Consider the following 19,768-nt stretch of genomic DNA (forward strand, 5'->3'; position numbering starts at 1 on the left):
TCACACCTCCGGATCGAGCGGAACGTAGTCTTTGCGAAGCGGATGGCCTTCCCAGTCGTCGGGCATCATGATGCGGCGAAGGTCCGGATGGCCGGGAAAATCGATGCCGAGCAGATCGTAAATCTCGCGTTCGTTCCAATTGGCCGTTTCCCAGACCGGCGTCACCGACGGAACGGACGGCCGGTCGCGATCGGTGCGCACCTTGATCGCGTAGTTGTGGCCGCTGTCCAGGCTGAGCAGGTGGTAGACGACCTCCATATGCGTCTCGTAATCGACGCCCGTCACGTTGCGAAGATAGTTGGCGTTCAGCTCCTCGTGGCTGCGGAACAGCCTAGCCGCCTGCAGCCACCGCTCCTTCCGGACGACGATGGTCGGCAGGTGGTCGTTCGCCTCGTTGATCGAGGCGGATTCGACCGCGTCGTCCGCCACCAGCTCGCGCAAAAGCTGCACGGCCCGGTCCAGGCGGGGCTGGTTCGGCGACGGCGGCTTCGGCGGCGGCTCATTCGTTTCGGCCGCCGCGCCTGCCGGACCAGCGGATGCGGCCCCAGGCGAGGCCGCTTGCGGACCGGCTTGCGCCGCTCCGGGCGAGCCGGCTTGAGCGGCCGCGTCTTGCGCTGCGGCGGCGGCTTTCGCGGCTTTGGCGGCTTCCCTCGCCTCCAGCGCCGCTTTGCGGCGGGCCGCCTTCTCCTCCTCCGTTTCCTTGCGGCGGGCGGGAGCGGCCGGTTCCGTACGTGCGCCGTCAGCCGCCGTCTCCGCCGCTTTCGGGCGCGGCGTCCCGGCGCCGGTTGCAGCCGCGCCTGCTTCCGGCGCTTCCGTTCGCTTTTCCCCGGCGCTCACCGCAGAACCCCCGTCTTCCGGCGCTCCTGATCGCCTTTCTCCGATGTTCGCCGCGGAAACGCCGTCTTCTAGCGTCCCCGTTCGCTGCTCCCCGGCGCTAGCCGCGGAAACATCATCTTCCGGCTCGCCCGGGCGTTTCCGCTCCTCTTCGCTCATCCGCTTGTCACCCGCTTTCCGGTCCGGGCTTCGTAGCGGATTTTTTCCTGGAGCTTGTTAATGCCGTAGATGAGCGCCGCCGGATTCGGCGGACAGCCCGGAATGTAGACGTCGACGGGAACGATCTGATCCACGCCCTTGATGACGGAGTAAGACTTCACATAAGGGCCGCCCGCCGTCGCGCACGAGCCCATCGCGATGACCCACTTCGGTTCCGGCATCTGGTCGTACAGACGCCGCAGCAGCGGACCCATCTTTTTCGTCACCGTGCCCGAGACGATCATGACGTCGGCCTGCCGCGGCGACGTGCGGAACATCACGCCGAACCGGTCCAAATCGTAGTGGGGCGCCCCGGCCGCCATCATCTCGATGGCGCAGCAGGCCAGGCCGAAGGTCAGCGGCCAAAGCGAGTTGCTGCGCACCCAGCCTTTAAGCGTTTCCAGGCTGCCGATGAAGACGTTCCGTTCCAGCTCCCGAATATCCTCCGGGGATACGCTCGCTAAATCGAATTCCACTGCAGCACCTTCTTCCTCCAGGCATAAATCAGGCCGATCAGCAGCATCCCGATGAAGATCATCATTTCCGCCAACGCAAAAAGACCGAGCTTCTTATACGCTACGGCCCAAGGGTACAGGAAGACGGTCTCCACATCGAATACGACAAACATCAAGGCATACAGATAATAGCGGACGTTGAAGCGGATCTGGCCGTCGCCCTGCGGATCGTTGCCGCTTTCGTAAGCGATTTCCTTCTCCGGCGTCGGGCTTCTGGGCCGAAGCCGCTTGCCCACCCACAGCACGACGACCGGGAACGCGATGCCCACAAGCAGGAAAACGGTAACCATGACGTACTGATTGGCGTAATGCTCCACATCATCGCCTCCGTACGGGCGGAGCGGACCTGGCGTCCGTCTTCCGGCCTATTCGTATCCTTTAGCAATTATAACAAAGGCTTCCAAATGCGTCCATGGTAAAAGCGTTTTCATATTTCGGGGCCATACGGCCGCAATCCGGCGCAAAAAACGACAACCGCCGCCCGTGAACCTCCCTGTTTGTTTTCCGTTTTTAAGGGCCGTGTTCGGTTGGCTTCTGAAGCGTCTTCGTTGGGCGGCCCCTTCCGGCGAGCGGGCAAACCCATGTTCAGACGTGCAGACCCGCCTTCAAAACGGGCGAACACGCGTTGCCTTTCGACTTGAAAAGACAGGAAATCCGCGCTTTGAAGCCGGTTGGAAGACCGCCCCGGGCGATTGGGTTACGTGCGGTAGTGCTCAGCCGTCAAGTACTCTCTTGCCCGTCACCACCGCCGCCTACCCGTCAAGTAGCCCGTCCAGTACCTCTCTCTTGCCCGCCACTACCAACGCTAACCCGCCTTGTAGTCCGTCAGTACCCTTCTTGGTCCCGAACGGCTTTATTGGATTTTTTGCAGGATGCAGGCGCCTTTCGCCTCTTTTCGGAACGTATGTTGGATTTTGTCCACTGAAATGGCCCGAGAGCCGTGCGGATTCGGCTTCTGCGTTCCAAATGAGTGGATATATCCAATATAGACCGGCTTCCGGCGCCCGAACGGCGTATTGGATTGGAGTTTTTCCAATATAGCTGCGTATAGACGAGCGAAGGCAAGTTGCTTAAAGAGTCATGATGGGGATATAGACGCACAGCCGCGGTTGCGATTATAGCCGAACTAGCGATTATAGCCACGGTTGCTCAGCATTACGGTTGCGATTACAGACGCCGGTTGCGATTCATAAACGAACAGCCGCCGCGTCATCCTGAGACACTTCGGCCTCCTGCCGGCGTATCGCAAAAAAAACATGCCGAACAGCCTGAGAAAGGCCGTGTCGGCATGCATGCGAATAGGTTTATTTGCCGTTTTTTCTCCGCTCGGCCAAAGCCAAAGCGATTTTGCGCCCGTGCAGCCGGCCGGTTTCGATAAAAATCTCGTTGGCGTCCCGCCCGGTCGACACCACGCCGGCCAGGAACAGACCGGGCACGTTCGTTTCCATCGTCTCTTCGTTGTGCGCGGGAGGCGTGGTCCCATCCGGCGCGTCGACGCCCATCGACCGCAGGAAAGCGCGATCCGGCCGGAATCCGGTCATCGCCAGCACGAAATCGGCGGGCCTGACGAAGCGTCCTGCCCCGGAGCCGCCCGCCGCATTCGACTCGATCTCCACCTCCGCCGGTCCGATGCGCGTCACCCGGCTTTCCAGCAGCAGCTCGATTTTCCCTTTGGCCACCTTGCTGTCGAAGACCGGCCGCACCCAAGGCTTGATATTGGCCGACACCGACGGTCCGCGGTACACGACGGTCACCTCGGCGCCAACCCGCTCCAGCTCCAGCGCGGCGTCGACTGCCGAGTTGCTGCCCCCGACGACGACGACGCGGGTGCCTGCATACGGATGCGCCTCGCGAAAGAAATGGCTCACATGGGGCAGATCCTCCCCCGGGATGCCAATCCGGTTCGGGTGATCGAAATATCCCGTCGCTACAACGACCGCGCGCGCCATGGTCTCCGACCGGACGCCGACTTTGTTCACCGATACGACCCGAAATGCGTCGCCTTCCTTGACGACCTCCGTTACTTTCTCATACCGTCTGATCCGAAAGTTGCGGCGTTCGGCAACCGTCCGGTAGTAGTGCAGCGCTTCGAGACGCGTCGGCTTTTCGTGCGGCGTATTGAACGGAATCCCCGCAATTTCCAGCAGCTCGGGCGTGCTGAAAAACTGCATGTTGATCGGGTAGCACGAAATCGAATGGACGATGTTCTCCTTTTCGAACACAAGCGGATCGAACCCTACGTCCTGCAGCTCCGCCGCCGCCGACAACCCGCACGGCCCTGCTCCGATGATGACGACTTCTTCCACGGGCTCTCCCTCCTCTGCGGAATGAAATGGAAAAATCGCCGAGAAGCGTTTCCTCCCGCAGAGTTCCGCTTCCCGGCGATTTCGATATGGCCGTTCAAATCATGACTTGGACGCAGCCTGCAGACGGGTCATCGCCCGCTGCAGCGCCAGTTCCGCCCGCTTCACATCATATTGCTCTTGCTTGTTGGCCAAACGGCGCTCGGCCCGTTCTTTCGCCTGCAGCGCCCGGGATTGGTCGATATCCGAGCCAACCTCGGCCGCTTCCGCCAGAATAACCACTTTATCTTTACGAACTTCGACGAAGCCGCCGTGAACGGCAATCCATTCTTCCTGGTTGCCCTTCTTGACTCTGGCTACCGCAATTTTCAGAGGCGATACGAGCGGAATGTGATTCGGCAAAATGCCCAGCTCGCCTTCTACCCCTTGAACGATAACCATGTCGACGTCCTGCTCGTAAATTTTGCGTTCCGGCGTCACAATATCAAGCCGTAAGGTGCTCAATGGTATTCCTCCTTAGCGGCGGATTAGAGCCCTTGTGCGAGCCTTTTCGCCTTCTCGACGGCTTCTTCGATCGTACCGACATTGTGGAACGCCGGCTCCGGAAGATCGTCATGCTTTCCTTCGAGAATTTCTTTGAAGCTGCGGACCGTTTCTTTAACCGGCACGTAAACGCCCGGAATGCCGTTGAACGCTTCGGCAACGTGCAGCGGCTGGGACAGGAACAGCTCTACGCGGCGGGCGCGGTGCACGACCAGCTTGTCTTCGTCGGACAGTTCGTCCATACCGAGGATCGCGATGATATCAAGCAGTTCCTTGTAGCGCTGCAGCAGCTTTTTGACCCCTTGCGCCACGTTGTAGTGCTCTTCGCCGACAATTTCCGGCGTCAGAATCCGGGAAGAGGAAGCGAGCGGGTCGACCGCCGGGAAAATCCCCTTCGCCGCAATGCTCCGTTCCAGGTTCGTCGTCGAGTCCAGGTGCGCGAACGCGGTTGCCGGAGCCGGGTCGGTGTAGTCGTCCGCCGGAACGTAAATCGCCTGAATGGACGTAACCGAACCTTTCTTGGTCGACGTAATCCGTTCTTGCAATTGACCCATTTCGGTCGCCAGCGTCGGTTGGTAACCGACCGCGGACGGCATCCGTCCGAGCAGCGCGGATACTTCCGAACCGGCCTGGGTGAAGCGGAAAATATTGTCGATAAACAGAAGCACGTCGCGGCCTTCCACGTCGCGGAAATATTCCGCCATCGTCAGGCCCGTCAGCGCAACGCGCAGGCGCGCGCCCGGGGGCTCGTTCATCTGGCCGAAAACCATCGCGGTTTTCGAGATGACGCCGGACTCGCTCATTTCGTGGTACAGGTCGTTCCCTTCGCGGGTCCGTTCGCCGACGCCGGCGAAAACCGAGATCCCGCCGTGCTCTTGCGCGATGTTGTGGATCAGCTCCTGCATCGTAACGGTTTTGCCGACGCCGGCGCCGCCGAACAGGCCGACTTTACCGCCCTTTGCGTAAGGCGCGATCAGGTCGATGACTTTGATCCCCGTTTCCAGCATTTCCTGCTGGGTCGACAGGTTTTCGAACGTCGGAGCCGAACGGTGAATCGGATTGGAGATCGAACGGTCCACTTCGCCGTTGCCGTCGATCGGCTCGCCGAGAACGTTAAATACGCGGCCGAGCGTTGCCGGCCCTACCGGAACCGTAATCGGCTTGCCGGTATCGATCGCTTCCATCCCCCGGACGAGCCCGTCCGTGGAGGACATGGCGATCGTGCGAACGAGATTGTCCCCGAGATGTCTTGCAACTTCAACCGTCAGGTTGATTTCGCGTTCGCCGGAGTGCTGAATTTTGATTGCGTTAAGGATGTCCGGCAGGTGGCCGTTCTCGAACTCGATGTCGACGACAGGCCCCAATACCTGGACTACGCGCCCCTTGCTCATTCGTGTCCCTCCTAGAACTTCATGGTTATGCCCATTCGTTATGCCAAAGCGTTCGCGCCGCCGACAATTTCCGCAATTTCTTGCGTAATCGCCGCCTGACGGGCACGGTTATAATTCAGCGTCAATTCGTTGATTCTCTTCGTCGCGTTCTTCGTCGCGTTGCCCATCGCGGTCATACGCGCGCCGAATTCGCTCGCCTTGTTCTCGAGCAGGGCGTTGTAGATGAGCGTTTCCGCGTATTTGGGCAGAAGAACGTTGAGCACGGCCTCGGGCGAAGGCTCGTATTCGTAGCTTGCCGAAGCTCCGGATTTGGCCGCGAATTGCGAGGAATCAAGCGGCAGCAGCTGCTTGATCGTCGGAACTTGCACGAGCGGGTTGACGAACTTGTTGTAGACCAGATACAGCTCGTCGTACGTTCCGTCCTCGAACCCTTGAACCGCCGCGGCCGCGATAGGCTTCACGTCGTAGAATTTCGGGGAATCCGGGATTCCCGTCACTTCCTGAACGATCGGATAATCCCGTTTCGCCAGGAAATCGCGGCCTTTGCGTCCAAGGACGAAAATGGCGTATTCCGACTTCGATTTGTGGTTCTCTTGGATCTGCGTCGTCAGCTTCCGCAGCAAGTTGCTGTTCAACCCGCCGGCCAGCCCGCGGTCGGAAGTAATGACCAGGTAAGCGGTCTTCTTGATCGGCCGCTTCTCCAGCATCGGATGCGAGATGCCGCTTGCGCCGGTCGCGATGCTCGAGACGACATCCCTCAGCGTGTCCGCGTACGGACGTCCGGCGAGCGCCGCGTTTTGGGCGCGTCTCAAGTTGGAGGCGGCGACCAATTCCATCGCTTTCGTAATCTGCTTTGTATTTTGAGTGCTCTTGATCTGTCGCTTGATCTCGCGCATTCCTTTAGCCATTCATGTCACCACCTTGTTGCCGGGACCGGCCCGGTGCGGCCGGTCCGGCATGTATGGGCGCTGGCGCCAGCGCATTAGGACGAAACGGAGAAGCTTTTCTTGAAGGCGCCGATCGCGTCAACCAGCGCTTTGACGTTGTCGTCGGTCAAATCGTTCGTATCGCGAATGGATGCGAAAATTTCCGGACGGTTCGCATCCAGATAGGACAGGAATTCGGACTCGAAGCGGCGTACGTCCTGCACCGGAATGTCGTCGAGGTGGCCTTTGGTAACCAGGAACAGGGAAACGACCTGGCGTTCGACGGGCATCGGCTGGTTGACGCCTTGCTTCAGAATTTCGAGCGTGCGGATCCCGCGGTCCAGACGGGCTTGCGTCACCTTGTCCACATCGGAGCCGAACGCGGCGAACGCGGCAAGATCGCGGTATTGGGCCAGGTCGGTCTTGAGCGTGCCCGCAACCTTCTTCATCGCCTTGATTTGCGCCGCGCTGCCGACCCGGGATACCGAGATCCCGACGTTGACGGCAGGACGCTGACCCGAATAGAACAGGTCGGACTCCAGGAAGATCTGGCCGTCGGTAATGGAAATGACGTTCGTCGGAATGTAAGCCGACACGTCGCCCGCTTGCGTTTCGATAAACGGCAAAGCGGTAAGCGAACCGCCGCCCAGCTCGTCGTTCAGCTTGGCCGCGCGTTCGAGCAAACGGGAGTGGAGATAGAAGACGTCGCCCGGATAGGCTTCGCGGCCCGGAGGACGGCGGAGCAGCAAGCTCAGCTCGCGGTATGCGGCCGCTTGCTTGGACAGGTCGTCATAGATAATCAGAACGTGTTTGCCTTTGTACATGAAGTATTCGCCCATCGCGCAGCCTGCGTACGGAGCGATGTACAGAAGCGGCGCAGGCTCGGATGCGCTTGCGCTGACGACAATCGTGTAGTCGAGCGCGCCGTGCTTGCGGAGCGATTCGACGACGCCGCGCACCGTCGATTGCTTTTGGCCGATGGCGACATAGATACAAATGACGCCGTTGCCCTTTTGGTTGACGATCGTGTCGATCGCAATCGTCGTTTTACCCGTTTGGCGGTCGCCGATGATCAACTCCCGCTGACCGCGGCCGATCGGGATCATCGAGTCGATCGCCTTGATGCCGGTCTGCATCGGTTCGAAGACCGATCTGCGGTCCATGACGCCCGGAGCCGGAGATTCGATCGGGCGCGTAGCCGTCGTGTTGATCGGACCGCCGCCGTCAATCGGCTGTCCGAGCGCATTGACGACGCGGCCGAGCAGCGCTTCGCCGACCGGCACTTCCATAATGCGGCCGGTCCGTTTGACTTGGTCGCCTTCGCGGATGCCGGCGGTCGAGCCCAAGATGACGACGCCGACGTTGTCTTCCTCAAGGTTGAGGGCCATGCCGACGACTCCGCCCTCGAATTCGAGCAGCTCGCCCGCCATGCATTTTTCCAAACCGTGTACGCGCGCGATACCGTCGCCGACTTCGATAACCGTACCGACGTCCACGACTTGAATATCGGATTGATATTGTTGAATCTGCTGCTTGATCAGCGTGCTGATCTCTTCAGGCCGGATACTCAATTCGTTCACCCCTGTCTAATTTGCCGAAGTTTGGAGAGTCTTCTCCAACCGTTCCAGTTTGCCGCGCAGACTGCCGTCGTAGAGCGTATCGCCGATGCGAACCGTCAGTCCGCCGAGCAAGGACGGATCTACCGTTTCGTTAAGCCGAACCGTTTTGCCCAGCAAGGAGCCGAACGTTGCGGCGAGCTGTTCCTTTTCGCTATCCGTAAGCGGCTTCGCGGACACGACGTGGGCTTCCGCCCGGCCGAGCGCTTCGCCCGCCACCTTGATATAAGCTTCCAAAACTGCAGGCAATTCCCCTTGGCGCCCGCGCTCGATCAGCAGTTTGACCGTGTTGAGAACGACAGGGGATACCGAGTTGCCGAAAATGGCTTGAACCGCTTCGATTTTCTTCGCGGCGTCGATATTCGGAAACGTCAGGAAGGAGCGGAAATCCGCATTCCCCCGGAACGTCTCGGCAATCGCCTTCAGCTGCTCTTCCGTTTCGGATACCAGCCCCTGCTCGGAAGCAAGCTCGAACAGCGCCTTGGCATACCTTCTCGCAACCGTGCTGCCGCTCATGATTTCGTCCCTACTTCTTTCAGGTAATGATCAACAAGCTCCTGCTGCGTTTTTTCGTCAACCTGCTTTTCGATAATCTTCGAAGCGATCAAAACGGAAAGGCCGCTGACTTGGGCTTTGAGCGCGGATACGGCTTTGTTCTTCTCCGTCTCGATGTCTTTCAGCGCCTCTTCCTTCAGGCGGTTCGCCTCGTTGCGGGCCTGCAGAAGGATTTCTTCCGCTTGCTTGGCGCCCGTCGTTTTGGCTTGGCCGATAATTTCGGCCGCTTCCTGGCGAACCTGCTGCAGCGCTTGCTTTTGCTCCTCGAGCAACCGCTCGGCTTCCTCGCGGTTTTTCGCCGCGCTTTCCATCTGCTCGGCCACGAGCTGACGGCGTTTTTCCATAATGCCGAATAGCGGCCCGAAAGCGTACTTATTCAGCAACCAGTACAAGATCAAAAACGCCGCGATTGCAAATACAGTGGATTCCCAATGGAACTCCATGGTTGCACTCCTTTCCGGATGCTGATCTTATCGCACAAAAAACGATGGCGTGGAGGGCTTTGGCCTTCCCCGCCATAATCCGTTTGCTATCCGATTAGCTGAAGAACGCCAGGAAGCCGATAACGACGCCGATGATCGGAACGACTTCGACGATACCTACGCCGATAAACATCGTCGTTTGAAGCTTGCTTGCACTTTCAGGCTGGCGAGCGATACCTTCGACCGTCTTGCTGACGATAAGACCGTTACCTACGCCTGCGCCGATCGCGCCGAGACCTACCGCTATTGCTGCTGCCAAAACGTTGAAATCCATGTGTTAGATCCTCCTAAAATTTAGGTTGTTTTTAGATGAAACCGTCAATCTGCTGGAGATCGCGGCATTAATGCTCGTTCTCATGCTCGTCGTGAATGGCGGCCTGGGAAATATACACCATCGTCAAAATGGTAAACAGGAACGCCTGAATGGCGCCGACGAAAATACTGAAGCCCTGCCAAACGATCAGGAACGGGATGCCGACCACGCCCAACATCAGAATGGTCGCAATCAACACTTCGCCCGCAAAGATGTTGGCGTAAAGCCGGAGCGCCAGCGTTACCGGTTTGGCGATGGTCTCAATGAGATTGAGCGGGAAAAAGAACCAGTAAGGCTGGAAGTAGTGTTTGATATAATGCTTGCGGTTCAGCTTCAGACCCAGGAAGTGGACCAGGATGAATACGACGAGCGCCAGTCCCGCCGTGACGCTGATATCCGCCGTCGGGGACTTCCACCAAGCAAGCTCTACGTGTCCTCCGTGTTCCTCAAGTATTGCTTCCGTTATGCCCAGCCAGTCGATGGCGTGATGCGCTTCGGTTACAATGCCGAACGGCAATCCCAGAAGGTTGGAGACGAAAATAAACATGATGAGCGTCAATCCCAGCCCCACATAAGGCTTGACGCGATGAAGCGGCATCGTGCTGGCGATGGTCGACTGAACGAATTCGACGACCCATTCCATGAAGTTTTGCAGCTTGGAAGGATTGTCGACCGACAAGTTGCGCACCGCGAGCCTCGCAATCACGAACGTGATAACCGCAGAGACGAAGATCGCAATGAAAGCGGAGATGTCGATGTGCAGACCCGCTACTTCCACCACGGGGAACAAGTGCATAGGTGTGATGTTTCCTCCTTTCCGTCAGGATTGACGTTTGTTGCCCAGGTAAGCGAACAGCAACACAACGACGGGCATAAAGAAACAAGAGAACAGGACGGAAGGCAGATGAAAGCGATCGGGGAAACGGTACGCGACCATCGCGGCGAGCAGAACCGTCGCCAACCGGCCGGCCAAGCCCAGGCCCATTCTGCGCGGCGGATTGGGATTGTTTTTGTAAACGTTTCCGATCAGATCCACCCTTCTGCGCAACAGGAACGAATTGACCAGGCTCGCCACCACGCCGAGCACTGCGCCCGCGGCGTAAACGCGCCACTCCGGAACGGCCGCCCATACAAGAAAGCAAACCGCCAGAAAAAGAAACGCGGCCCGCGTCGCTTTTTGCAAAAGTTCATCCATTTTTGTTCTCCAGAGCTTTCTTGACAAGTAAAATCGCAATCAGGAGCCCCGCTGCGAGGCCCATGAAAACGCCCGCAATCTTCCAGCCGGAAGAATGGGGCCCGATCCAACTGCCAATCAAGTAACCCGCCACCGTGCTCAGACCGACTTCGAAGCCGAGCGCCCCGAAAAGCGCGAGCGCGCGCCACGGATTGTCCTCATTGCCCTTTTTATTCATCATTTGTACCTCTGTCGATCCTCAATCATTTTATCGAAGTCGCAGAAGGTTTGTCAATTCAAAGAAATCAAAATTTATGTGAACGGAAGCTCGGGAAATTCGCGCCGTGACGCGATTTGCCGGCGGCTAAAACCATACAGTTTAACTGTAAGCTGTACGCAGCCGCCAGCGGGTTGTCCGCTCGTTCGCACGAATTTTGTCGCTTTGTCCGCCGAAGCGGCTAACCCTCGTCCCGACTTCTTCTTCCATTATTCCCCGGTTTCGGATAAGGCATCCGTCCGCCGTCTTTTTTCCGGCCGAAGGAGCGGATGGATGCCGTCCGGAGCCCGAAGGCGGGGAACGTCCCGGGATTCGGCCGTGCGCCCCCGAAGCGTCAGGCGCGCATGACGGCGGGACCGCGGGATTCCCGAAACGCCCTAGACGCGGTCAGCGGCCCGCTCCGAAAGGTTCGGGTCTTTTGCCGCGCCCGAAATGATGCAGGATCGCCTGGACGATGCGCTGCGACGCGCGTCCGTCCCCGTAGGGATTGGCGGCTTTGCTCATGCGTTCGTAGGCGGCGGAGTCGGTCAGAAGCGTCTTCGCCCGCTCGAACACCCGCTCTTCCTCCGTGCCGACCAGTTCGAGCGTTCCCGCCTCGATGCCTTCCGGCCGCTCCGTCGTATCGCGAAGAACGAGCACCGGCACGCCGAACGAAGGCGCCTCTTCCTGCAGCCCGCCCGAATCGGTAAGGATCAGGTGCGTATGCGGATAGAAATTGTGGAGCTCCACGACATCAAGCGGCTCGATCAGCTTGATCCGGGGATGCCCGCCCAGCAATTCCTGCGCCGGTTCCCGCACGGCCGGGCTCGGATGAACGGGATAGACGACGGCGATATCGTCGAACTCGTCGGCCAGCCTGCGGACCGCGCGGAAGATGCGGCGGTGCGGCTCACCCTGCGCCTCGCGGCGGTGCGCGGTCATCAGCACAAGCCGGCGGCCGGCGGCCCATTCGAGCACCGGATGGGTAAAATCCGGCTTCACCGTATATTGGAACACGTCCGTAACCGTATTGCCGGTTATATAGATGTTATCCTCCGGCTTGTTCTCCTTGCGGAGGTTGCCCGCCGACCAGCCGGTCGGGGCGAAATGCAAATCGGCCAGCACGCCGGTGAGCTGGCGGTTCATTTCTTCCGGATACGGAGAAAGCTTGTTCCAGGTCCGAAGGCCCGCCTCCACATGCCCGACCTTGATCTGCTGCAGGAACGACGCGTAGCTGGCGAGAAAAGTCGTCAGCGTATCGCCGTGGACGAGCACGAGATCGGGTTTCGCTTCCCGAAGCACCGGTTCCAGCCCTTGCAGCACGCGGATGGAAATGTCGTTCAGCGTCTGCTTGGCCTGCATGATGTCCAGATCGTAATCCGGCTTGATCCGGAACACTTCCAGCACCTGGTCGAGCATTTGGCGGTGCTGCGCCGTGACGCAGACGATCGGCTCGATTTGTTCCGGATGCTTTTGCAGCTCGAGAATGAGCGGGGCCATCTTGATCGCTTCGGGACGGACCCCGAAAATAGTCATTACTTTAATTGCGCTCACAACGCAAGTTCCCCCTCGATTGTCCGAATGCCGACAACGTTCCCATGATTCGCTTTATTTGGTTCCAAACATCCGGTCTCCCGCATCGCCGAGTCCGGGCACGATATATCCGTGTTCGTTCAGACGCTCGTCCAGCGCGGCAACGTAAATGTCGATGTCCGGGTGCTCGGCGCGCACCGCCTCGACGCCTTCGGGCGCCGCAATGAGGCACACCAGCTTCGTCGGCCGGCAATTCCGCTTCTTCAAAATGTCGATCGCGGCATTCGCCGATCCGCCCGTGGCGAGCATCGGATCCAGCACGATCAGTTCGCGTTCCGTCACATCGGAAGGAAGGCTCACGTAATACTCCGTCGGCTTCAGCGTTTCGGGATCGCGTTGCAGCCCGATATGCCCGACTTTAGCGGACGGCAGCAGCTTCAGCATTCCGTCCACCATTCCCAGTCCCGCGCGCAAAATCGGCACAAGACCGAGCATTCTGCCGGCTATAACGCGTCCCTCCGCTATGGCCACCGGCGTTTCCACCGTCACCGTCTCAAGCGGAATATCCCGGGTAATCTCGTAGGCCAGCAAGGTCGACAATTCCTCGACCAATTCCCGGAATTGCTTCGTGTCCGTATTTTTGTCACGAAGAAAAGTTACTTTATGTTGAATCAACGGATGATCGCATATAACGAGACGACCCAAATATACCTCTCCTTCCTCCGTTCATTCTGCCCGTACATTATATCATTGTCTCTCGCCGCGCGCACTCTATCCTCGTTCCGAAATTTGCGGATTTCGCGGGGAAATTTTTCCCTCCTCGGCACCGGGGCACGCACCCATCCCGGGACATTCGCATAGCATACAGCAAAACCAACCGGGAGGATTGTTCATGCGCGTCAGCTCGCCTGAAAGCGGCAGTACGATCGTGTATAAAGCCGATCAAGTTTGGTGCGACCATGTCAGAAAAACGAGGAAGCGGCTTAGCGGAATATGCGCCCAATGCATGCATCGGCCCGTCCGCGTCCAGACCATCGACGGACACACATACGAAGGAACCGTCATCGGCTCCGACGCAGGGCATCTTTATCTTCAAGTCAATCCCGCGGCGGGCGATTACCGGTTCCTGGGCCCCTTTGCCGCCGGCTCGATTCTCCCGCTCGTTCTGTACGAACTGCTGGTCATCACCTTGCTGATTTGACCCGGGCAACTTATAACGGCCGCTGTCGGACCGTTATTTTTTTTGCGCCGCCGTTTTGCCGCCCCCGCCGGTCTTGAAGGCAACCAGATTTTATCTGCCCCGCAGGTTCATGATTCGGCCCGTTCTGGAAATCTTATGAGAGTTGCCGCTTCTGTGCGCCGGCCTGCCGGCCGCCCGCGCGGTAACCGGCATCCGCCCGGCAACTCTCGGCAAAGGAGGGAACGGATATGGCCGAACGAACCGAGCGTCTCGACCGCGGACGCGACGCGCGCCAGGAATGGCTGCTGCTTGGGGTAAACGGCCTGTTTGTGGGAGCGAACGCTCTGTCGTCCACTTTCGTCAACGTATACTTGTGGAAACTGAAAAACGACTTGACGATGATCGGCTGGTTTGCCGTCGTCCATCAGATCGTGATGGCGCTCACCTTTTGGCTGGCGGGGAAATGGGTAAAGGAAGGGAACAAGCTGGGCGCGCTCAGGCTGGGCATCGCCGTCGCCGCCGTTTTTTACGCGCTGGTGCTGCTGCTCGGCCCCCAGGCCGTCCGCTACATTCCGCTACTCGGCTGCGTGCAGGGAATTTCGTCCGGCTTGTTTTGGCTGGCCTTCAACATTTTCTATTTCGAAGCGACCGCTCCCGATTCGCGGGACCGTTTCAACGGACGGGCCGGACTGCTCGGTTCCGGATCGAACATGATCGCGCCCTGGCTGTCCGGCATCGTTATCGCGCGCCTTGGCGGAACGGTCGGTTACCGGCTTATTTTCGCGATTTCGCTCGGCATTTTTGTCGCGGGAGTGCTGCTTTCCTTTTTCCTGAAAAGGCGCCCGAAGCTTGGACGGTACGACTGGTCGCTCGGCCTGCGGAAGCTGCGGGAGAAAAACAACCCGTGGAGAACCGTCAGCCTCGCCATGATCGCCCAAGGCCTGCGCGAAGGCATCTTCGGCTTTATGGTCATGCTGCTCGTCTACATCGCGACAGGCAGCGAGCTGCGGCTGGGCAATTTTTCGCTGATCACCTCGGCCGTGGGGCTCGTCAGCTTCTGGTTCATCGGCCGCATGTACAAGCCGGTATACCGGAAGTGGGGCATGTTTGCCGGCGCGCTGATGATCAGCCTGGCGGTCGTCCCGCTTTTCTGGAAAGTGGACTACTTCACGCTGCTTGTTTTCGGCATCGCGACCTCGATGTTTATGCCCCTTTATTCGATCCCCGTCGTTTCGTTCGTGTTCGACATGATCGGCCGGGACAAGGCCAGCGCCGAGCGGCGGGTCGAATCGGTCATTTTCCGGGAGCTGGGGCTTAATTTGGGCCGTTTTGCGGGAACGATCGTTTTTATTGCAGTCGTCTCCTACCGCCCGTCGCCGCTTGCGGTCAACCTGCTGCTGCTCGGCTTCGGCAGCTCTCCCCTGCTCGTCTGGTGGCTGCTCCGGGACAAGCTGGAAGCGCCGGCCGGCCCTTCTCCGCTCCGCAGGAGCGAACGCGCCGGCCTTCTGTCTCGCCGCTCCAGGCTGCCAAGCCCCAGTTGAGTCCTGGGTGGGCCGGCATGGCGCGGCGCGGACCAGGTGCGGAGGGCTCGCCTGCCGCTTCCGCGGCGGGAACGGGGCGCTCGCTTTGTTGCCGGACGAGACAGAGGTCAATTCCCTTTGCAGAGCGGGATAGAGGCACACTCTCTTTGCGGGGCGGGACGGGGGAGGCTTGCTTACCCCTGCAGTGTGGAACCGCAAAAGGCTTCAACCGAGGATCGACCGGACCGTAGGGACGTTATTTTGTCAAAAAGCGGCTGAAATCCGGGTGATGCGGACACAGATTCCGCTATTCCATTCAACCAGGGTTATTTTTGACGTGTCTGACGGGCATTAACGGATCTTCGGTCCGTCAGGAAAACGATTTTAAGCCATAGCGGCAACATAGCGGATGGACGGTCCGTTTCAACCGCAAAGCCGCGTCATGGTCAGCGCCTGACAGGCAGAATACCGGCTACCCTTCCATGGCGGAAGAAAGCCGTCCTTTCAGCTGCGAACGGAACGCCGCCTCCGTCTTATGGCGTAAACAAAGCTTCACGGCTCCGGCAACGGGACGGCGCACCGCTTCCCCCAGTGGCTCCGGCAACGGGACAGCGCACTCCTTTCCCTGTAGCGAAACTGTGCATCTTTCGGTTACAATATAATCGAAAAAACAAAGACCTATTCGGAGGAGGAGGAAATCGATGAGCCATTTGGGTTCGCCTTTTACGCTCAAAGGCCTGACCCTGCGCAACCGCATCGTCATGAGTCCGATGTGCCAATACTCCGTGGACGCGGAGGACGGGAAGCCGAACGACTGGCATTTTGTCCACTATACTTCGCGCGCCATAGGGGGAACGGGACTTATCATCATCGAGATGACCGACGTCGAACCGGACGGCCGGATTTCCAACCGCGACCTGGGCTTATGGTCGGACGAACACGTTCCGGCTTTCCGCCGCGTGATCGACGAAATTCATAAGTACGGCGCCAAAGCGGCGATTCAGGTGGCGCATGCGGGACGGAAGGCGCTGGACGCCGAGGTGCCGGTCGGCCCGTGGAACGAGCCGTTCGAAGCCAATGCCAAAAAACCCCGCGCCCTATCCACCGAAGAAGTCTGGCAGCTGGTCGCCAAGTTCGCCGACGCCGCAAGGCGCGCGGTGGAAGCCGGCGTCGACACGATCGAACTGCACGGCGCGCACGGGTATTTGATTCACCAGTTCCATTCTCCTCTCATCAACAAGCGCGACGACGAGTTCGGCCGCGATTACGCCAAGTTCGGCGTCGAGGTGATCCGCGCCGTCAAGAAGGTCCTTCCGCCCGACATGCCGCTGATGATGCGGATCTCCGCCGTCGAATACGCGGAGGGCGGATATGACCTTGATCACAGCATCAAGCTGTGCCAAGCTTACCGCGATGCGGGCGTCGACCTGTTCGACGTTTCCAGCGGCGGCGAAGGCGGACCGGCCGGCCCCCGCAAACCCGGCAACTTCCCCGGCTACCAGGTGCCGTTCGCCAGGGCGATCCGCGAGGCGACGGGCGTGCCGGTCATGGCCGTCGGCATGCTTGACGATCCGCGGCTTGCGGAAAGCGTCGTCGGCAACGGCGACGCCGATCTGGTCGCCATCGGCCGCGCCATGCTGCGCAACCCGTACTGGGCGGTCGATGCGCTGCGGCTGCTGGACGGCAAAGCGAACGTCGTCAAAGCCTACGAACGGGGATACTGAGCCCCGGAACGGCAAACAACCCGCGACCGGGCGCGTCAGCGCCTGCCGCGGGTTGTTTGCCGTATGGAGCGCGCGGTTCGTCCGTGCAACGGCGCGGTCCGTCCGTCCGTGCGCGTCTCCGCCGGCGCCGCTTCGTGCGCCCGCTGGCGGCGCCGCCCCCGTGCCTGTGCGTCCGTTGGCGGCGTCACCTTCGTTTGATCCGGCCGAAGCCGCCGACCCGGGTTTTCGGTACGCCCGACTTCCGCGGCTTCAGCCACCCGGACGACTTCTTCGAACCGCTCTTGTCGCTGTCGTCGTTGCGGATGATCGATCCTTTGGAGCCGGAGGATGAGGACGAGCCGCTCTTTTTGCCGAACAGCCCTCCCGAGCCGACGCCGCCGGTATCCGCGGACGAACTCCGCTTGATGATCGACCCTTTCTTCTGCACGGTGATCGGCGGCGCGTCCTTCGTATCGCTCGCCGTCGGCGCCCGGTACGAGCCGGATGCCGGCGGGTAATACGTTTTGCTGCCGTAGCCGCGATAGTCCCCGTAGCCGCCCGATCGGCCAACCGAATCGAAAAGGCTGCCGATCACGCTCGCAAGCAGGTAGCCTTCCAGAAACGACGGACTGTAGTTTTGCCGGACGTACTCGGTGCTGTCCACCTCGATCAGCGTATCTTCCGCATGTTCCGGGTCCTTCTGCACATGGATCAGCTGATCGGAGTAGACGAGGAACATATGGTCCGGATCTTCCTCGGACATCTGCTCGGGCTTCTTCTTCTCCGCAAGGGCCTTGGCCACTTCCGGAACGGTCTCCCCTTCCGCCCGGTACACATAAGACGTCTGATCGCCGTTGCGGCTGACGGATTCAAGGGGATACGTCTCTTCGACGTTGACGCTGCCGCACGCGGACAGCAGCCCGCCGACAAGGGCGAAAATGACGATAAGGTTCACCAAACGAATCCACGGACGGAAACGGCTTTCGACCATCACGCATTCCCCCGCAGCCATTCAACATCTGCCGGGAGCACGCTTTCCCCCTCGTAGAGCATGAACCTGCCGTCCTGCCACTCGATGCGCAGCAGCTTCCGATTGTCGGACTGATATTGCCAAACGTACAGTTCTCCGCCGGTCTCGGCAAACGGCGTATTGCCGGTTGCGGAGATGCGCGTCGAATACCGTTCCTCCAAAAAATAATGGATGCCGTCGAGCTCGATCTCGGTCGGCACCTCGTCCACCGAATCCAGCCGGCCGTCAATGACGGAGTAAAGGCCGAACTGCCGGGTCGCCCGCTCCTCCACGGACAGGTAGCGGATCGAGGCTCCGTCCCGGAGCGTCAGCCAAACGGAGTTGCGGCTGAGCGGCTTCGTCCGGCCGACGACCTGGTACGTGACCAGCGAAACTTCGCATACATCCCCGGGACCGAGCGTCATCACGCTCTTCTCCGCCTTTAACGGCTCCGGCTTGCGAAGCAGGTTTTTTACGCGTTTCAACAAGCTCATGGCCCGCTTCCTCCTTTCCGCGGCTTTACAGGCAGGCGCCGATAATCAGCGCGCCGACCAGATGCAGCGTTCCGGCGATCAGCCCGTGGCCGACAACGCCGTTCTTGACGCCCTCGGCCAGGCGCAGATCGCCGATTGCCGCCAGCACCCATTCGACCAGCCGTTCCAGAACGAGCAAAATCGCAAACGAAACAAGAGACACGAAGAGGGCCTCCAACAGATGATTGGAGGTAAAAATCGACCGGGACAAAATATAGCCCTGCGCCCCCAGCTTCATGACAAAGCGGACAATGACGGCGTTGTTCCCCTTCTTGATCTCTTCCATATCTTTATACTTCGTAAGCTGGGCGTCGATCCACATAAGCGCGAACAGCAGCACGCCGCCGGTCGCCGTCCAGATGAGCGTCCCCGCGATCTGGTTGAACGTCAACGCATTCGTCTCCCCTTCCGGTTTCCAATCCGTGCCTATGTCTTCCCGGCCGTCCGCCTATCCGTTCAGGCGAAACGCCGGCAAAAAAGAAGGACCCCCGCGAGGGGGGCTTTTGCCGTCATTCGTACTTTTTCAGCAGCGCCGCCAGCTCGTCTTCGATCTCTTTGTCTTTGCCGAGCGCCGCAATCTCTTCGTCCAGCGACTTGCCCTTCGCGCCTCCGAGCTCTTCGGTCGCTTCGGCATGGGCTTCCATTTGCAGAACCTTCTCTTCCATCCGCTTCAGGCCGGACAAAGCCGTATCGGAACCGAAGCCGGCCATCGCCTTGTTGATCTCGGCCTGGGCTTTGGCTGCGTTCGCGCGGGCAACCAGCGTTTCGCGCCGGTTTTTCAATTCGGTAAACTGCTTGCGCATCTCCTCCAGCTTCTCGCGCAACCGGTCCGCCGCGGCTTTGTTCTGCTCGTAGCTCGCCTTGTACTCCGCGGCTTTCTGGGCGGCCGCTTTCTTTTCCTCCAGCGCGCGCCGGGCAAGCTCGATATTTTTCGCCTGAGCGGCGATATTGGCCTGCTCGTCGCGCTTCTGCACGAGCGCTTCCTGCTCCTCGTACAGCTGTTTGAATTTCTTCTCCAAGGCGATTTGGGCGGCGACCGCCTTTTCGGCGTCCTCCAGATCGTCCTGCATGTCGCGCAAATACTGGTCCGTCATTTTCACCGGGTCTTCCGCTTTCTCGATCAAAGCGTAAACATTGGACAACGTAAGGTCGCGCAGCCGTTTGAAGATGGACATGAACACGTT

Annotated in this window: 23 protein-coding genes; 3 read left to right on the plus strand and 20 right to left on the minus strand. The window is 59.6% G+C overall.

Going from position 1 to position 19,768, the window contains the following annotated elements; genetic code table 11:
• The 16 genes from F560_RS0116325 to upp all read right to left on the minus strand — a co-directional run bounded on the left by F560_RS0116325 (nucleotide 1) and on the right by upp (nucleotide 13,344).
• A complete protein-coding gene (locus F560_RS0116325; RefSeq protein ID WP_019006830.1) occupies nucleotides 1–993 on the minus strand; it encodes an NADH-quinone oxidoreductase subunit C in 993 nt (330 codons plus the stop codon).
• Nucleotides 990–1,508 (minus strand): NuoB/complex I 20 kDa subunit family protein, encoded by a 519-nt coding sequence (locus F560_RS0116330; RefSeq protein WP_019006831.1) that lies wholly within the window; start codon nucleotides 1,506–1,508, stop codon nucleotides 990–992. The genes F560_RS0116325 and F560_RS0116330 overlap by 4 nt, the downstream gene beginning before the upstream one ends.
• Complete coding sequence (locus F560_RS0116335) at nucleotides 1,493–1,864, minus strand: NADH-quinone oxidoreductase subunit A (protein WP_019006832.1); 372 nt, start codon at nucleotides 1,862–1,864, stop codon at nucleotides 1,493–1,495. The genes F560_RS0116330 and F560_RS0116335 overlap by 16 nt, the downstream gene beginning before the upstream one ends.
• Before the next feature lie 987 nt (nucleotides 1,865–2,851).
• A complete protein-coding gene (locus tag F560_RS0116340) occupies nucleotides 2,852–3,853 on the minus strand; it encodes a YpdA family putative bacillithiol disulfide reductase (RefSeq protein WP_019006833.1) in 1,002 nt (333 codons plus the stop codon).
• 99 nt (nucleotides 3,854–3,952) lie between these two features.
• Nucleotides 3,953–4,354 carry a F0F1 ATP synthase subunit epsilon gene (locus F560_RS0116345; protein WP_019006834.1) on the minus strand — a complete coding sequence of 134 codons (402 nt, stop codon included), beginning with the start codon at nucleotides 4,352–4,354 and terminating at the stop codon, nucleotides 3,953–3,955.
• 23 nt (nucleotides 4,355–4,377) lie between these two features.
• The gene (atpD, locus tag F560_RS0116350; protein WP_019006835.1) at nucleotides 4,378–5,784 is read right to left on the minus strand and encodes a F0F1 ATP synthase subunit beta; all 1,407 of its coding nucleotides are present in this window, start codon (nucleotides 5,782–5,784) and stop codon (nucleotides 4,378–4,380) included.
• Between the two features lie 38 nt (nucleotides 5,785–5,822).
• Nucleotides 5,823–6,692 carry an ATP synthase F1 subunit gamma gene (gene atpG / locus F560_RS0116355; RefSeq protein WP_019006836.1) on the minus strand — a complete coding sequence of 290 codons (870 nt, stop codon included), beginning with the start codon at nucleotides 6,690–6,692 and terminating at the stop codon, nucleotides 5,823–5,825.
• A gap of 74 nt (nucleotides 6,693–6,766) precedes the next feature.
• Entirely contained in the window at nucleotides 6,767–8,281 is a 1,515-nt protein-coding gene (gene atpA / locus F560_RS0116360) for a F0F1 ATP synthase subunit alpha (protein WP_019006837.1), read from the minus strand.
• A 15-nt stretch (nucleotides 8,282–8,296) separates the two neighbouring features.
• Nucleotides 8,297–8,842 (minus strand): F0F1 ATP synthase subunit delta, encoded by a 546-nt coding sequence (locus F560_RS0116365; RefSeq protein WP_019006838.1) that lies wholly within the window; start codon nucleotides 8,840–8,842, stop codon nucleotides 8,297–8,299.
• Nucleotides 8,839–9,324, minus strand: a complete 486-nt coding sequence (atpF, locus tag F560_RS0116370; protein ID WP_019006839.1) for a F0F1 ATP synthase subunit B — start codon at nucleotides 9,322–9,324, stop codon at nucleotides 8,839–8,841. Before atpF ends, F560_RS0116365 begins: the two co-directional genes overlap by 4 nt.
• Nucleotides 9,325–9,418: 94 nt before the next feature.
• Nucleotides 9,419–9,637, minus strand: a complete 219-nt coding sequence (gene atpE, locus F560_RS0116375) for a F0F1 ATP synthase subunit C (protein WP_019006840.1) — start codon at nucleotides 9,635–9,637, stop codon at nucleotides 9,419–9,421.
• Between the two features lie 67 nt (nucleotides 9,638–9,704).
• Entirely contained in the window at nucleotides 9,705–10,472 is a 768-nt protein-coding gene (gene atpB / locus F560_RS0116380; protein ID WP_019006841.1) for a F0F1 ATP synthase subunit A, read from the minus strand.
• Nucleotides 10,473–10,496: 24 nt separating this feature from the next.
• Entirely contained in the window at nucleotides 10,497–10,871 is a 375-nt protein-coding gene (locus tag F560_RS0116385) for an ATP synthase subunit I (protein WP_019006842.1), read from the minus strand.
• Entirely contained in the window at nucleotides 10,864–11,091 is a 228-nt protein-coding gene (locus F560_RS0116390; protein ID WP_245554866.1) for an AtpZ/AtpI family protein, read from the minus strand. The genes F560_RS0116385 and F560_RS0116390 overlap by 8 nt, the downstream gene beginning before the upstream one ends.
• 423 nt (nucleotides 11,092–11,514) lie before the next feature.
• Nucleotides 11,515–12,660 (minus strand): non-hydrolyzing UDP-N-acetylglucosamine 2-epimerase, encoded by a 1,146-nt coding sequence (gene wecB / locus F560_RS0116395; protein ID WP_026298339.1) that lies wholly within the window; start codon nucleotides 12,658–12,660, stop codon nucleotides 11,515–11,517.
• 54 nt (nucleotides 12,661–12,714) lie between these two features.
• Nucleotides 12,715–13,344: a uracil phosphoribosyltransferase gene (upp, locus tag F560_RS0116400; protein ID WP_019006845.1), complete on the minus strand. Its 630-nt coding sequence runs from the start codon at nucleotides 13,342–13,344 to the stop codon at nucleotides 12,715–12,717.
• Between the two features lie 187 nt (nucleotides 13,345–13,531).
• Here upp and F560_RS0116405 point away from each other — a divergent pair, with 187 nt between their 5' ends.
• The 3 genes from F560_RS0116405 to F560_RS0116420 all read left to right on the plus strand — a co-directional run bounded on the left by F560_RS0116405 (nucleotide 13,532) and on the right by F560_RS0116420 (nucleotide 17,063).
• Nucleotides 13,532–13,840 (plus strand): hypothetical protein, encoded by a 309-nt coding sequence (locus F560_RS0116405; protein WP_019006846.1) that lies wholly within the window; start codon nucleotides 13,532–13,534, stop codon nucleotides 13,838–13,840.
• 227 nt (nucleotides 13,841–14,067) lie between these two features.
• A complete protein-coding gene (locus F560_RS0116410; protein ID WP_019006847.1) occupies nucleotides 14,068–15,360 on the plus strand; it encodes an MFS transporter in 1,293 nt (430 codons plus the stop codon).
• A 680-nt stretch (nucleotides 15,361–16,040) separates the two neighbouring features.
• The gene (locus tag F560_RS0116420) at nucleotides 16,041–17,063 is read left to right on the plus strand and encodes an NADH:flavin oxidoreductase/NADH oxidase (protein WP_019006849.1); all 1,023 of its coding nucleotides are present in this window, start codon (nucleotides 16,041–16,043) and stop codon (nucleotides 17,061–17,063) included.
• A 184-nt stretch (nucleotides 17,064–17,247) separates the two neighbouring features.
• On the opposite strand, the gene F560_RS0116425 is transcribed toward F560_RS0116420, so the two are convergent.
• The 4 genes from F560_RS0116425 to F560_RS0116440 form a co-directional block, all read right to left on the minus strand.
• Entirely contained in the window at nucleotides 17,248–18,033 is a 786-nt protein-coding gene (locus F560_RS0116425) for a DUF4247 domain-containing protein (protein WP_019006850.1), read from the minus strand.
• Complete coding sequence (locus F560_RS0116430; RefSeq protein ID WP_019006851.1) at nucleotides 18,033–18,545, minus strand: DUF4178 domain-containing protein; 513 nt, start codon at nucleotides 18,543–18,545, stop codon at nucleotides 18,033–18,035. Before F560_RS0116430 ends, F560_RS0116425 begins: the two co-directional genes overlap by 1 nt.
• Before the next feature lie 25 nt (nucleotides 18,546–18,570).
• Entirely contained in the window at nucleotides 18,571–18,975 is a 405-nt protein-coding gene (locus tag F560_RS0116435) for a DUF350 domain-containing protein (protein ID WP_019006852.1), read from the minus strand.
• A gap of 118 nt (nucleotides 18,976–19,093) precedes the next feature.
• A complete protein-coding gene (locus F560_RS0116440; protein ID WP_019006853.1) occupies nucleotides 19,094–19,759 on the minus strand; it encodes a PspA/IM30 family protein in 666 nt (221 codons plus the stop codon).
• Nucleotides 19,760–19,768 lie beyond the last annotated feature (9 nt).

Source organism: Cohnella laeviribosi DSM 21336 (genome assembly GCF_000378425.1).
Lineage (GTDB): Bacteria > Bacillota > Bacilli > Paenibacillales > Paenibacillaceae > Cohnella > Cohnella laeviribosi.